Origin of the sequence: Nocardia sp. CY15, from assembly GCF_009829295.1 — a bacterium.
GTDB lineage: Bacteria > Actinomycetota > Actinomycetes > Mycobacteriales > Mycobacteriaceae > Nocardia > Nocardia sputi.
In genome coordinates, this window is sequence record NZ_VUOT01000001.1 from 342,146 (window position 1) to 355,029 (window position 12,884).

The 12,884-nt window shown below is 69.5% G+C and carries 16 protein-coding genes; 6 read left to right on the forward strand and 10 right to left on the reverse strand.

Annotated features, from left to right (window positions below):
- Positions 1–61: 61 nt before the first annotated feature.
- Positions 62–505 carry a hypothetical protein gene (locus tag GVY39_RS01675; RefSeq protein ID WP_159919688.1) on the forward strand — a complete coding sequence of 148 codons (444 nt, stop codon included), beginning with the start codon at positions 62–64 and terminating at the stop codon, positions 503–505.
- A gap of 10 nt (positions 506–515) precedes the next feature.
- Here GVY39_RS01675 and GVY39_RS01680 read toward each other — a convergent pair whose 3' ends face one another.
- The 8 genes from GVY39_RS01680 to GVY39_RS01715 all read right to left on the reverse strand — a co-directional run bounded on the left by GVY39_RS01680 (position 516) and on the right by GVY39_RS01715 (position 7,536).
- Positions 516–1,715 (reverse strand): winged helix-turn-helix domain-containing protein, encoded by a 1,200-nt coding sequence (locus tag GVY39_RS01680; RefSeq protein WP_159919690.1) that lies wholly within the window; start codon positions 1,713–1,715, stop codon positions 516–518.
- A gap of 412 nt (positions 1,716–2,127) precedes the next feature.
- Entirely contained in the window at positions 2,128–3,147 is a 1,020-nt protein-coding gene (locus GVY39_RS01685) for a hypothetical protein (protein ID WP_159919692.1), read from the reverse strand.
- Positions 3,140–4,465 (reverse strand): ATP-binding protein, encoded by a 1,326-nt coding sequence (locus GVY39_RS01690; RefSeq protein ID WP_236565242.1) that lies wholly within the window; start codon positions 4,463–4,465, stop codon positions 3,140–3,142. Before GVY39_RS01690 ends, GVY39_RS01685 begins: the two co-directional genes overlap by 8 nt.
- Positions 4,429–5,115 carry a response regulator transcription factor gene (locus tag GVY39_RS01695; protein ID WP_159919694.1) on the reverse strand — a complete coding sequence of 229 codons (687 nt, stop codon included), beginning with the start codon at positions 5,113–5,115 and terminating at the stop codon, positions 4,429–4,431. Before GVY39_RS01695 ends, GVY39_RS01690 begins: the two co-directional genes overlap by 37 nt.
- A gap of 108 nt (positions 5,116–5,223) precedes the next feature.
- Positions 5,224–5,676, reverse strand: coding sequence for a flavodoxin family protein (locus tag GVY39_RS01700; RefSeq protein WP_195070501.1), 453 nt, complete (start codon positions 5,674–5,676; stop codon positions 5,224–5,226).
- A 24-nt stretch (positions 5,677–5,700) separates the two neighbouring features.
- A complete protein-coding gene (locus tag GVY39_RS01705) occupies positions 5,701–6,201 on the reverse strand; it encodes a hypothetical protein (RefSeq protein ID WP_159919696.1) in 501 nt (166 codons plus the stop codon).
- A gap of 52 nt (positions 6,202–6,253) precedes the next feature.
- Positions 6,254–7,000 carry a 4-hydroxy-tetrahydrodipicolinate reductase gene (dapB, locus tag GVY39_RS01710; protein WP_159919698.1) on the reverse strand — a complete coding sequence of 249 codons (747 nt, stop codon included), beginning with the start codon at positions 6,998–7,000 and terminating at the stop codon, positions 6,254–6,256.
- A gap of 101 nt (positions 7,001–7,101) precedes the next feature.
- Complete coding sequence (locus tag GVY39_RS01715; RefSeq protein WP_159919700.1) at positions 7,102–7,536, reverse strand: MarR family transcriptional regulator; 435 nt, start codon at positions 7,534–7,536, stop codon at positions 7,102–7,104.
- 76 nt (positions 7,537–7,612) lie between these two features.
- On the opposite strand from GVY39_RS01715, the gene GVY39_RS01720 reads away from it, so the two are divergent.
- Positions 7,613–8,047: a MarR family winged helix-turn-helix transcriptional regulator gene (locus GVY39_RS01720; protein ID WP_159919702.1), complete on the forward strand. Its 435-nt coding sequence runs from the start codon at positions 7,613–7,615 to the stop codon at positions 8,045–8,047.
- A 56-nt stretch (positions 8,048–8,103) separates the two neighbouring features.
- Here GVY39_RS01720 and GVY39_RS01725 read toward each other — a convergent pair whose 3' ends face one another.
- On the reverse strand, positions 8,104–9,216 hold the full coding sequence (locus tag GVY39_RS01725) for an alcohol dehydrogenase catalytic domain-containing protein (RefSeq protein ID WP_159919704.1): 1,113 nt from the start codon (positions 9,214–9,216) through the stop codon (positions 8,104–8,106).
- 159 nt (positions 9,217–9,375) lie between these two features.
- Between GVY39_RS01725 and GVY39_RS01730 the strand changes: the two genes are divergently transcribed.
- From GVY39_RS01730 to GVY39_RS01740, 3 genes are all read left to right on the forward strand, one after another.
- On the forward strand, positions 9,376–9,765 hold the full coding sequence (locus GVY39_RS01730; protein WP_159920278.1) for a VOC family protein: 390 nt from the start codon (positions 9,376–9,378) through the stop codon (positions 9,763–9,765).
- A gap of 94 nt (positions 9,766–9,859) precedes the next feature.
- Positions 9,860–10,252: a DUF4440 domain-containing protein gene (locus GVY39_RS01735; protein ID WP_159919706.1), complete on the forward strand. Its 393-nt coding sequence runs from the start codon at positions 9,860–9,862 to the stop codon at positions 10,250–10,252.
- A gap of 158 nt (positions 10,253–10,410) precedes the next feature.
- Positions 10,411–10,842 (forward strand): YbaB/EbfC family nucleoid-associated protein, encoded by a 432-nt coding sequence (locus GVY39_RS01740; protein ID WP_159919708.1) that lies wholly within the window; start codon positions 10,411–10,413, stop codon positions 10,840–10,842.
- Between the two features lie 214 nt (positions 10,843–11,056).
- On the opposite strand, the gene GVY39_RS01745 is transcribed toward GVY39_RS01740, so the two are convergent.
- Positions 11,057–11,545 (reverse strand): FBP domain-containing protein, encoded by a 489-nt coding sequence (locus GVY39_RS01745; protein WP_159919710.1) that lies wholly within the window; start codon positions 11,543–11,545, stop codon positions 11,057–11,059.
- A 223-nt stretch (positions 11,546–11,768) separates the two neighbouring features.
- Between GVY39_RS01745 and GVY39_RS01750 the strand changes: the two genes are divergently transcribed.
- Positions 11,769–12,725 carry a YihY/virulence factor BrkB family protein gene (locus tag GVY39_RS01750; RefSeq protein ID WP_223512925.1) on the forward strand — a complete coding sequence of 319 codons (957 nt, stop codon included), beginning with the start codon at positions 11,769–11,771 and terminating at the stop codon, positions 12,723–12,725.
- Positions 12,726–12,884: the final 159 nt, after the last annotated feature.

Consider the following 12,884-nt stretch of genomic DNA (forward strand, 5'->3'; position numbering starts at 1 on the left):
ACGGCGCGGTGATGCCATACCGTTTCTTGCTGGACATCATAAATGACGTCACACTGATGTCATGGACTTGAACAAGTACACCAGCCAGCTGCGCGAGAGCCTGATCGCCGCCGCGGCGCTGGGCGACGAGAAGACCCAGGCCACGGCGGCCGCCCTGGCAGCGGCGACGGAGGCGTCCGCCCGCATGGTCCTGCTCACGGCCCTGTCGGACCTCGCCGCCGAGGTCAGTGCGGCACTCGGCGACCGCGCGGTGCACGTGTCGGTGGACGGCACGGAGGCTTCCATCGATGTGCGCAAGAGCACGGAGGGCGACGAGCCACCCACCTTCGAGGAGATGACCGGAGACATCAGCAGGGTCACGCTGCGGCTGGTGGAGCAGATGAAGGCACGCGCGGAAGAGGCTGCCGCACAGAGCGGTCAGTCCCTCAACTCGTGGCTGTCGAGCGCCGTCCACGGAGCGCTGCGCGACCAGATGCGCGGGTACGGGCCCAAACGCGACATCTGACTCAGTAGCGCTACAGCAACGCGGCGAGATTGCCGCGATCACCGATGGCGACCTCGTCCAGTTCGAGCCAATCGGCCAGCTCGCGCAGCGCACCACCGAGGGCGTGCGCGGTGGCGGGGGTGTCGTACCCGGGCTCGGCGAACGCGGCCGGCACCCACAACCGGCCGTTCGCGCGCTCGGCGCGCAGATCCACACGGCCGACCAGCTCCCCGTCGAGCAGGAACGGGAAGACGTAATAGCCGTGCACTCGCTTGTGCTCCGGGGTGTAGATCTCGATCCGGTAGTGGAAATCGAAAATACGCTCGGTGCGTGCGCGGAAGAAGATGAGCGGGTCGAACGGGCACAGCAGCGCGGCGCCTTCGATGCGACGCGGTGTGGGCGCGCCCGCCCGCAGATAAGCCGGCTTCGCCCAGCCCGCCACCTCCACCGGGATCAACTCGCCCGCGTCCACCAGCTCGGCGATGGCCGGTTCGGTCTGGGTGCGCTGGAGACGGTAGTAGTCACGCAGGTCCGCTTCGGTGCCGATGCCGTGGGCGGTGGCCGCGCGAAGCACCAGTTCGCGGACGGCGTCCGGCTCGGAGACCTCGCGCGCCAGCACCTCCGGCGGCAGCACCCGCTCGGCCAGGTCGTAGTGCCTGGTGAATCCGACCCGGGTGGCCACAGACAACGCGCCAGCCGCGAACAGCTGCTCGCAGATCATCTTCGTATCGCTGAGATTCCACCAGGATCCCTTCGGCCGCGGCTTGTCCAGCTCCAAGTGGCGCTCGACCTCCCCGGCCGTGGCCGCGCCCACTTCGGTGATCACATCCAAGATGTCCTTGCCGAGAGTGGGATTGCGCTCGACCACCTTGCGCATACCGGACCAGCGTCCGTGCTCGTACTGCCGCATCCGCCAGCGCAGCAGCGGCCAGTCCTCGACCGGGATGAGGGCGGCCTCGTGTGCCCAGTACTCGACGAGCGCCCGCGGCCGCCGCGCGCCATTGCTCCACGCGGCCTGATCGAGCAGAGCACGATCGTAGGGCCCGATCCGGCTGAACACCGGCGCGTAATGCGCCCGCACCACCGCGGACACCGAATCCAGTTGCAGTAACTGGGTCCGCTCCAGCACCCCGAGCACCGTTCGCCGGGTGACCCGACCGGGCCTACGCGCCCCGAAACCCTGCGCCGCCAACGCCGTTCGCCGCGCCGCCGCCGCGCCCATCTTCCGCATGAGGGCAACAATGCCACGAGTCACCGACAGTGTTCTCGGCCGCGCGGGCGCGGCGTGTTCTCGGCCCCTTGGTGGCTCGCGTCCGAGCGACCGCCGCTTGCTCCTTCGTCGCCTACGCGGCGGCCACTCGGACGCGAGCCGGGCCGCGAACGAGACAACGCTCGATCTCGCTGCGCTCGAAACCGGGAGCTGGGCCGATGCGGATGCGTGAGCCGGTGATCGTCAGACCTCGGGTTCGCCGTTCTCGGTGACCGGCGACTCCTTCCCCACCTACGCGGCGGCCACTCGAAGACGAACCAGGCCGCGAACGAGACAACGCTCGATCTCGCTGCGCTCCAAACCGGGAGCTGGGCCGATGCGGTCGGGTGGTGGTCGGCACGCGATTCGGATGGCGTCGCGACCTCCGAGGACGTCACGTGGAGACGGTGATCGCGCCGGTGGCGTCGATTTCGGTGCGGCGGTCCCGGTCCGTCGCCGTGGCCAGGACGGTGGCCAGGATGCGGCGGCCGGTCGGGAGGATGCGGACGGTGACCGAACCCTCGTCCGCGGCGTCGAGTTCTCTCGTGGCGGCGTCGATCACCTGCTGGCGCACCCGGCGCGGGACCCCGGTGAAACCGCCGTCGTCGAGCAGGATCACCTCGACGCCGCGGGAGCGAGCTCCGCGGGCGGCGCTGCTGAGCTGGTCGGTGGCCAGTTGCGGGGCGCGGAGGCCGTCGCGTAGTTCGGCTTCCAGGAGCCTGCACTGTTCGCGCTCGGCGGCGGTGAGGTCGTCGCCGTCGGCGATGCGTTCCAGGATCGGGCGCGCCACCGCGTCCAGCCGAGCCAGCTGACGGGTGCGTTCCCCGTTCTCCGCCGCCATCGCGGCCTCGGCGGCGGCGCGCATGGCCGCCTCCTCACGCAGCAGCCGCAGCGAACGCTGGGTGGGGCGCATTATCGCCGCGAACAGGGAAACCCCAGCAACCGTGGCGACCGGCACGATCGACCCTACGACGACGCCCACCTGCAGACCGGCCGCCACACCGACCACAGCGATCACCGCGCCGGTGCCGACGACGCCGAGCCAGGCCGCGGCCAGACGTCCGCGCAACACCAGCACGGCGAGCACATACGAGGCGGCGAACGCCGTCCACACCTGCTTCGACCAGGCGTGCTCGACATCGACCGAGGTGAGGGCCGCGGCCAGCGGCCCGGAGGCGGAGACGAACACGGTCGCGGGCCAAGGCAGCGGATCGGTCGGCGCCAGCAGCACCACGACACCGGCCAACGCCAGGACGACCAGGGCGGCGGCCACGGCGGCCACCAGCGATTCGGAGAAGTTCTGGACCATGCACAGCACTATGGTCACTTCGAGAATGACCAGGTACAGCCACGCCGCGCGGCCACGGAGGCCGAGCAGATCGCGCAGTCCAACTTCGGTTTCCCGCTCAGCCATTTCCGCCCCACACCAGCGTCACGGTCGTACCCTCGCCCGGCTCGGATTCCACGAACCCGGCGCCGCCCGGCAGCTGACGCATGCGGCCCAGGATGCTCACCGAGATACCGAGCCGATCGACAGGCACCTCACTCAGGTCGAAACCCGCGCCGTCGTCACGGAACACCACTCGAATACCGCCCGCGCTGATCGTCACCGTGACGGTGCGGCGGACCGCACGCCCGGGAACAGTGGCGTGACGCAGGCTGTTTCGTACGGCCTCGGCGAGCGCGGCGGCGATCGTGCTCGCGGCGTCCACCGGTAGACGCAGATCGTCGAATCCGGCCCAGCGCCGCGCGGTGAACCGGGTATCGGGATTCACTTCGTGCACGGCGGAGCGGAGGAACCCGATCGCGGATTGCGCGTCCAGCCGGTCGAGTTCGCTGTTCCCGACCCGGCACTCGTCGAGTTGTTCGAGGGTCCGTTCGGCCTGCCTGCGCAATACCGGCGATTCGGTCCCGGCGCGGGAGGCGTCCAGCAGGGTGGACAGCACCGCGTCGTGGATCAGCGCGGCGAAGCGCGCGCGTTCCCGTTCGCGGGCGGCCGCGCCCGCGACCGCCGCGGCCCGGCTGCTTTCGATGGCCGACTCGCGATCCACTCGGGCGGCCGCGGCCCTGGCATAGATCACGCACCACAGGAACAGCGCGCTCAGCCCGGCCGCCCTGGCGAAATAGCCGAGCAGCGCCAGGGCGGTGGTGTCCTCGAGCACGACGAGATTCGCCAGCGCGCTGAACGCCGAGCCCACCACCAGATACGCCACTGCGAGCGGTGGACGCCAAGCGAGCACGGCCGCCAGGACTCCCAGCGCCAGCACCCGGTACAGCCAGAGCGACGCCGATCCTAAGGCTTCGGGCACCACATACACGAATGGAACCACCGCCGTGGCTCCGAGGAAACTCACCGCTGCCGCACCGGCGACCCGCTGGATCATTCGGGCGCTCAGGCTGACCGAGACGACCGCGAGGACCGGGAACAGCCCGAACGCCAGCACCACTTCGACCACCGTCCACCGGACGGGCACGAAGCGACTCTGATCGGCGATCTCGGGCAGTTCGACGATCGCGGCGATCACCCCGGCGATTCCGATGGCCAGCCCGAGCCTGTGCAGGATGCGGTCGGCGGCGCCCTCGGAGGCTTTCCCCCTGGACAGTGCGGCGACTCCGTGGCGCAAACGCCTCGCGCGGAGTCGGTAGAGCCGGAGGGAGCGCGAGTGCGACGGGGTGCCCAGCATGCTGGACGCGATCATCCGCGTGGGTGCCGCTCGGGAACCGGCAGCCATCCGTCCTCGACCGCCCGCTTGTACAGGTCGGTCTTGGTCGGCGCCGGACGACCGGCATCGGCGTACTTCTGCCGGATCCGGCCGAGGTAGTCGTTGACCGTCTGCTCGGACAGACCCGTCAACCGCGCGACCCGGGAGGCCTTCTCGCCGGACGCGTACAACATGAGCACTTCTTCCTGGCGCGGGCTCAGGCCCACCTCGGACAGTTGCGGGTCGCCGTCGATGGCGGCCGCCCAGTCGGTGGTGACCACCTGTTCGCCGCTGGCCGCGCGGCGCACGGCGGCGACGACGGTCGGCACGTCCTCGGATTTGCGGACCACGCCCAGCACCCCGGCGCGCGCGGCGGAGCGCACGAGAAAGGCGTTGTCCGCGCCGGTGAAGACCAGCACCTCCATGCCGCGGTCACGCAGGGCGCGCACGTTGTCCTCGGGCGAGGACCCGTCGGCCAGCCGCAGATCCAGCACCACCAGATCCAGCTTCGGCTCGCCGTCGACGGCGGCGAGCAGTTCCGGCACGGTGCCCGCGGTCAGCACCAGATCGAGATCGGTCTGCGGCGCAAGCATCGCGGCGAGACCGATCGCGACCGACTCGTGGTCTTCGACCAATCCGATCCGCCGCGGTGCGTTCTCGCTCCCTTCGACCCAGGTCACCTGGCTCTCCCATCCCGAGCTACTCGTCCACGTCCCCACCGCAACAACAATCGCAGACAGTATGCCGGGTGATGGTGCGCGATGGTCAGACACCAGAATTCGGGGGATTCAGGCCATGAGCCCGGCGGCGAGCGTGGCGCCCAACTCCCAGCACCGCTGGAGGTCCTCTTTGGCGGGCGGACCGGAGACCACGACCGTGGCGGCGGCCTGCTCCCACCCCAGTCCGGTGGTGATGCCGGCGACCCCGCGCTCGGCGCCCTCGGTGCCTTCGTTGCCGTGCAGGTACAAACCGTACGGGCGGCCGCGCGTGGAATCGAGACACGGATAGTAGATCGTATCGAAGGCGTGTTTGAGCGCGCCGCTCATGTAACCCAGGTTCGCCGGGCTGCCCAGCAGGTATCCGTCGGCGGCCAGTACGTCGGGAGCGGTGACGGCCAGTGCCGCGCGGCGCACGACCTCGACACCTTCGATCTCGGGGTCGGTGGCGCCGGAGACAACGGCCTCGAACATCGCCTGCATATGCGGAGACGGCGTGTGATGGATGATCAGCAACCGGGCCACCCCTGCGATGGTATCGGCCCGCTGTCAGCGGGTGTCGCGCTCGTGCCGTTCCAGTGCGACCGCACGGCGCATCGTCTCCCTGGCCCTGGTGCGGTCACCGGCGTAGTCGTAGGCGCGCGCGAGACGGTAGGAGACGCGCCAGTTGTCCGGGTCGGCCTCCCACTCCGCCTTGACCGTCGCGAACAGTTCGTCGGCGGCCGCGCGTTCGATGCGGCCGGACGGCAGCCGTGGCAACTGCGAGGTGTCGAGTTCGAGGCCCTCGTCGTGGATGCGCCGTGCCAGATGCTGATGGGCGAGCGCGGCGCGCACGGTGGCGACGACGATCCACACGCCCAGCAGCGGCAGGATCAGCACGCCCACGCCGATGACGATCGCGGCCACGTCGCCGGAACCGATCAGACCGACCGCTATCCGGCCGAGCAACAGGAAATAGAAGCCGAGCACCAGGATGAGCGCCGCGATCAGCGCGACCACCTTGACGACTTCCCCGCTGCCCTTCCGATCCGCCGGCTCCGCGCCGCTCACCGTCGCGCTCCGCCGGGGTTCGGCGCCATCCGGTGTGCTCGCCACCGCTCGCTCACAGGTCCAGGAACGGGTCGAGCCCGACGGTGAGACCGGGGCGGTTCGCGATCTCCCGCACGCCGAGCAGCACACCGGGGGCGAACGACGAGCGGTCGATCGAGTCGTGCCGGATGGTGAGGGTTTCGCCCTGGGTGCCGAACAGCACCTCCTGGTGAGCGACCAGACCGGCCAGGCGCACCGAGTGCACCCGCACTCCGTCCACGTCGCCGCCGCGCGCACCCTCCAACTCTGTGGTCGTGGCGTCGGGACTGCGGTCCAGACCCGCTTTGTCGCGTGCGGCGGCGATCAGGCCCGCGGTGCGATAGGCCGTGCCGGACGGCGCGTCGGCCTTGTTGGGATGGTGCAGTTCGATGACTTCCACCGACTCGAAGAACCGGGCGGCCTGCTCGGCGAAACGCATGGACAGCACCGCGCCGATGGCGAAGTTCGGTGCGATCAGCACGCCGACCTCCCGATGACCGGCCAGCCATTCGCGCACCTGCGCCAAGCGGGCGTCGTCGAAGCCGGTGGTGCCGACCACCGCGTGGATGCCGTGCTCCACCAGGAACCTCAGATTCCCCATCACCACGTCCGGGTGGGTGAAATCGACGACGACCTGCGTATTCGCCGCGGTGAACGTGTCGAGCGAATCCTCTTTGTCGACGGCGGCGACCAGTTCCAGGTCCTCCGCCGCCGTCACCGCCGCGCAGATCGCCTGTCCGACTTTGCCACGCGCTCCGAGCACTCCGACCCGAATGGTCACCGCACCTCCTCGTTCCGCTTCGGTCGGGGATCAGCCTAGTGGGCGCGGCAGGAGGCAGTCCGGTCGCCGCCCGTGCCGGTCCCAGCGAGGAGGCGGGCCGCCTATCCCACCGGCTCGCGGTCGCCGGGCGGGGCCGCGAGGTTCCCCGCCATCCGTTGCAGCGACCGCACGGTCTCGGCGAACTGCTCGTCGGTGATGCCCTCCGCCATCTGGCGCCTGCGCAGGCCGATCCGGGCGAAGGCCTCGTCGTGCGCGCGACGGCCCGACTCGGTCAGCGAGAGCACGCCTCCGTCGTCGCGGACCAGCCCGGCGGCGGTGAGCTCGGCCAGTTCGGTGGGCCACTCGGCATCGTCGGCCCAGAAGGCGTCGAGGGCGTCGTGGACGTCGTCGGCGCGCTGCCGCCCCTTCGCCAGCGAATGCAAGGTCTGCCAGCGTCTACGACTGAGCCCGCCCGCGGCGAGGTCTTCGTCGAAGCGCTGGTTTATCAGTCGATCGAGTTCTACGAGCCAGTACCCGATTCCGCGCTGGATGGCCATGTTCAGCTCCCGTGCATACCAAGCTACAATTACATGTAATTTTACATACAAATAGCGGCCGTGACGGATGGAGCGAATGGACGAGCACGACACGATCACCATCGCCGTGGCAGCGGCGATGGTGCGGATCCGCCGCAGGCAGACCCGTGGCGCGCTGAGCGACGGCGCGATTCCCGTCGCGGTGTTCCGCGTACTCGACGCCGTCGCCGACGGCGCGGCCGACACGGTGGGCGGCCTCGCTCCCGCGCTCGGTGTCGACCAGCCGCGGGCGAGTCGCCTGGTGGCGCAGGCGGTTTCCTCCGGCCTGCTGGAGCGGGTCGCCGATCAGCGCGACGGGCGGCGTTCGGTCCTGCGCCTGACCGCCACCGGGCGCCGGGCCACGGCCGAGGCCAGAGCGGACAGGTGCAGCGCCATGGCCGCGGCCATGGCGGAGTGGACACCCGCCGAGCGGGTCGAATTCGCCCGGCTGCTGGAACGATTCGTCGACGGAATGGATCGGATCGCCGACTGAGCGGCCGTCGTGACCCGATGGTCACGGAATCCGGGCGAGACTGTCGGCAGGCCCGTTCAGTCGAAGACGATGACCTGGCGCAATGCGTGGCCGGCGGCGAGTTCGTCCATGGCGCGGTTGATGTCCCCGAGGCCGACGTGCGCCGAGACGAGCCGCTCCACCGGCAGACGTCCCGCGCGCCACATCCGAACGTACTCGGGGATGTCGCGGGACGGCACGGCGGAACCGAGGTAGCTGCCGACGATGGACCGCCCTTGGGCGACCAAGGCCAGCGGGGAGATCGCGGCGCGGGCATCGGGGGCGGGCAGTCCGACGGTGACCGTCGTACCACCGGGCGCGGTCGCCGCGACGGCCGTCTCGAAGGCGCGGATGTTGCCCGCGGCCTCGACCACCACCTCGGCCTGCACACCCAGCTCGGCGACCTCGGCCGGCGTGTACGCCGCATGCGCGCCCAATTCCCGTGCCAGGGCGAGTTTGTCCGGCACGGTGTCGACCGCGATCACCTCGTGTCCCTCCGCGGCGAGCGAGACCGCGACCAGCACCGCCGCCATACCGACGCCGCCGAGACCGACGACCATGATCCGGTCCCCGGTTCCCGGCCGCGCCGAATTGAGGAGTGCCCCACCGCCGGTCAGCACAGCGCAGCCGAGGACAGCCGCGACCTCGGGCGGCACGTCGTCGTCCACCGCGACCACCGATCTGCGATCCACCACCGCGTAGGTGGCGAACGCGGACACACCCAGGTGGTGGTGCACCTCGACCCCGTCGCGAACCAGTCGCCGCCCACCGTTGAGCAGTTCGCCCGCGTTGTTGGCGATACTGCCGGGCACGCAGGGCGTGCGGCCGTCGGTCGCGCAACCCGCGCATTCGCCACATCGCGGCAAGAAGGTCATGACCACGCGCTGCCCGACCGCGATGTCGCCGTCACCCGGGCCGACCGCGGCCACCCGCCCCGCGGCCTCGTGTCCGAGGAGCATGGGCACCGGCCGCACTCGGTTGCCGTCCACCACGGACAGGTCCGAATGGCACAGCCCCGCCGCCTCGATCCGGACCAGCAGTTCGCCCGGCCCCGGCTCGCGCAGCTCCAGATCGCACACGGTGATCGGCGTCGATCCGGCGAACGGCGCCGGCGCCGCGATCCGCTCCAAGACCGCTCCACGAATCTTCATCCCGCCGACGCTACCCCCACGACGGCTCGGCACACCGGGTCGGAGCACTGGCGGTCGCGCGAAGCTGGTGTTAAGTTGGTCGGCCGTGACGGTGCTCCCGTTGGCCGCCTTGTACCGAGCCCGGGGTCGGGACCGTCACGTTTCAGAGGAGAGACTCCACTGTCCGTACAGTTCGATCACACCATTGTCGGCTGCCGGGACCATCGCATATCCGCCGAATTCTGGGCGGACATCCTGGGACTGGAAGTCGGCGCCCCCTGGGGGCCCTTCATTCCGGTCTCCTTGCCCGGCGGCGTCACCTTCGACTTCGCGAACGTGCCCGCCCAGATCACCGACATCCAACCCCAGCACTACGCCTTCTTGATCTCCGAGACCGAATTCGACACGGCCTACGCCAAGATCCGGCGGTACGAGGTGGATCATTGGGCCGACCCGCAGCAGCGGCGGCCCGGCGAGATCAATCACAACGACGGCGGTCGCGGGGTGTACTTCCTGGATCCCAGCGGTCACTTCCTGGAGTTGATCACCGTCCCGTACGGCGGCGGCTGAGCTGACGCCCGTCCGGACCGCGCTACCGAGACCCGATGACGCACCGAAGAGCTTGTCCCGCAAGCGGCGACCAGCGGCGCGTACGATGCCGCGCATGGGTGTCGATCTGGTCGACGTGGTCGAGCGCTTGCACGCCGACCTCGCGACGTGGCTCGGGTCGCAGGCGCCGATCGAGGTCTTCGAGCGGTTCGCGGCGGCGCAGCACGAGCGCTTCAGCATGGTGACGACCGGTGGCGAGGTGCTGGGGCGCAGCGCGTTGACAGCGGGGCTGCGCGGTGCGGGAAACTCCGCGCCCGGCTTGCGCATCGAGATATCCGACGTCGAAGAACTCCTGTGGTCCGGCGACATCGCGGTCGTGCGTTTCCTGGAGACGCAGCGGGCCGCGGAGAACGTCACCCACCGTCGGGTGACAGCCGTGCTGACGATCGGCGATCCCGGTGAGGTCCGCTGGCTGACGGTGCACGAAACCGAGGCCGTGCCGGCCTGACCATTCCCAGCCAGGGGGATGTGCGTGCTGCGGCGGCGCCCCGGGTGCCGGACAATTCCCGCCTACGTTCTCGGACGCGGGTGCGTCGCCGGTCGCGATTCGGCGTATGCGGCGAACCCGCGCTTCGACGGTCCGGGACGACGGACTCGAGGAGGTCGGTGCCGGTGGATCGGTGGGAACGCGACGGGCTGCGCTCGGCCAACAGTGGAATGCGCAATCAGGTGGAGCACATCCTGGATGCGCTCGCCGAGCAGCGTACCCACTTGTCGGAGGTGCGCGAGAAGCTGTCGGCGGTGCGGTGCACGGCCGAGTCGGCGGACAAGCTGGTGGAAGTGACCGTGGACGCCGGGGGCGTCCTCGTAGACGTGCGGTTCAGCCCCACCGCTGTGAAAAGCACACCGGAACAGCTGGGCCGTTCGGTCACCGAAGCGGGCAGGCAGGCGGCGCAGCTGGCTCGTGACCAGCACGCGGCGATCATCGCCCCGCTCGTCGCCGAAACCGAAGCGATACCCGACCTGCCCGATCTCGTCCCGGGCGCCCCCAGCCTGCGGGAGGTGTGGGAACCCACGCGCCACGACTCGCCGGGCTAGGCGCTCAATGCTTCCGGAGCCGTGATTCCTCGCCGGACGGGACGGTCCGGCCGATCCGGACCGACTCGACCGGCGAGGAATCACGGCCACCAAGGCTGCTGCAGGATAGGAAAACCCGGGTGGCTCGACCGCGCGGTTCTCGAGTGTCGGCACATGGCATCTACCTCCGTTCGTGCGGACAGCGCGCCGGCTGCCTGATGGATGGGCGAAGTGATCAGGAGTAGAGCTTGGCGAGGAACGTGTTCATGTTGTCGCGCACCCGCTCGGCCTTCTCGACGGTCGTGAGATCTTCCCGGTAACGGCTCCCGAGCGCGGGCCGCTTCTTGTTCCGCGCGTATAGCGAGCAGGCGAGATCGGTGCACATATAGGCGCCGACCGAGTTACCCTTGCGGCCGGATTCCCCGGCTTTGTGCGCGGTCATCAGCGAGACCCCTCCGCCGGTGTGGGTGGTCAGGCAGATCGTGCACATCTGCGCCCGTCCGGTGCCGCCGGTGGCAAACCGCAGTGCGACGCCGACCAGGCGATCGTCCTGCGGGACGACCAGGTAGCCGCGTCCGGGGAAGGACGGATCGCTCCAGCCGAGGAAGTCCAGGTCCGCCCAGGGTCGCTCGTCCAGGTCCCTCGGGACGGGCAACCGCTTGGCGTCTCCTTTCGAACAGTTGACGAACGACGATCTGATGTCGCGTTCGGTGACGGGTTCCATGACGAAAGCTCCTTCGGTTGATCGGTGGACAGAACCGAAGCGAGGCTACGGTCGGCGTGCTGACCGAACAACGGATTTTCCGGCTGGTCGGTCTCCGTCCGGTGACCGAGTCGGCGTTCCGATGAAGGCCGCCCACGGGGCCGCGGATCATCGAACCCCTCGGAGGTCACGGCGGTTTCGAGGCGCGCACGGCGGGTATCGCGCCGCCAGCGGGAGGTGCGAGGTGGCGCAAGACCTACAGAAGAAGTTCGCGCCGCACCGTCGGCTGCGCGGGCCCGCGGATCTGCCCGGGCGGTCGTGGTGGGGTGTGGTCAAGCGGTCGGTCGTCGAGTTCCAAGAGGACAATCTCAGCGACTGGGCCGCGGCTCTCACGTATTACAGTGTGCTGTCGCTGTTTCCGGGTTTGATCGTGTTGACCGCCGGGCTGGGCATGCTCGGACGGGACGACACCCTGACGTTGGTCGACGCCATTCGCGAGATCGGGCCGGGCAGCGGAACGGATCTGCTCATCGACGCGATCAACGATATTCACGAGGCGCAAGCCCCGGCCGGCCCCCTGGCGTTGCTCGGGTTGGCGTCCGCGCTGTGGACCGCGTCCGCTTACATCGGCGCGTTCATGCGCGCGACCAACGCGATCTACGACATCGCGGAAGGACGGCCGATCTGGAAGACGGTGCCGGTGCGGGTGGCCCTGACCGCCACGGTGGTCGCGCTGCTAGGCGTTTGCACGGTCGGTGTCGTGGTCAGCGGGTCGCTGGCCGACCAGGTCGGTCGGTGGCTCGGGCTGGGGCAGGCCACGATCACGGTCTGGGGCATCGCCAAGTGGCCGATCATGATGGCACTGATCAGCCTGGTGTTCGCTCTGCTGTACTGGGCGGCGCCGAACGTGCGACAGCCGGGGTTCCGGTGGCTGACGCCGGGGAGCGCGCTGGCTGTCCTGCTCTGGGCGGGGGCGTCCTGGGGATTCGCGTTCTACGTCAGCCACTTCGGCTCCTACAACCGGGTATACGGCTCGCTGGGCGGCGTCGTCGTCTTCCTCGTGTGGTTGTGGATCTCGAATATCGCGGTCTTGCTCGGGGCGGAGCTGGATGCCGAACTGGCACGGGCGCGCAACATCGCCCACGGTCATCCCGAAGACGCCGAGCCTTATCTACCGCCGCGCGACGATCCCGACGAATGAGCAAGCGCGGCAAGGAATCCGCGGACATCTGCGGCCGAAAGACCGAGACGGTGACGAGTTGACCACGGCTCCACGGCATTTGAGCCGAGCCGGTGGCGGTAACCGAAACCCGCCCGGACGAACTGCGGCGTCACCGCGAGGAACTCGCCGAAGCCGTCG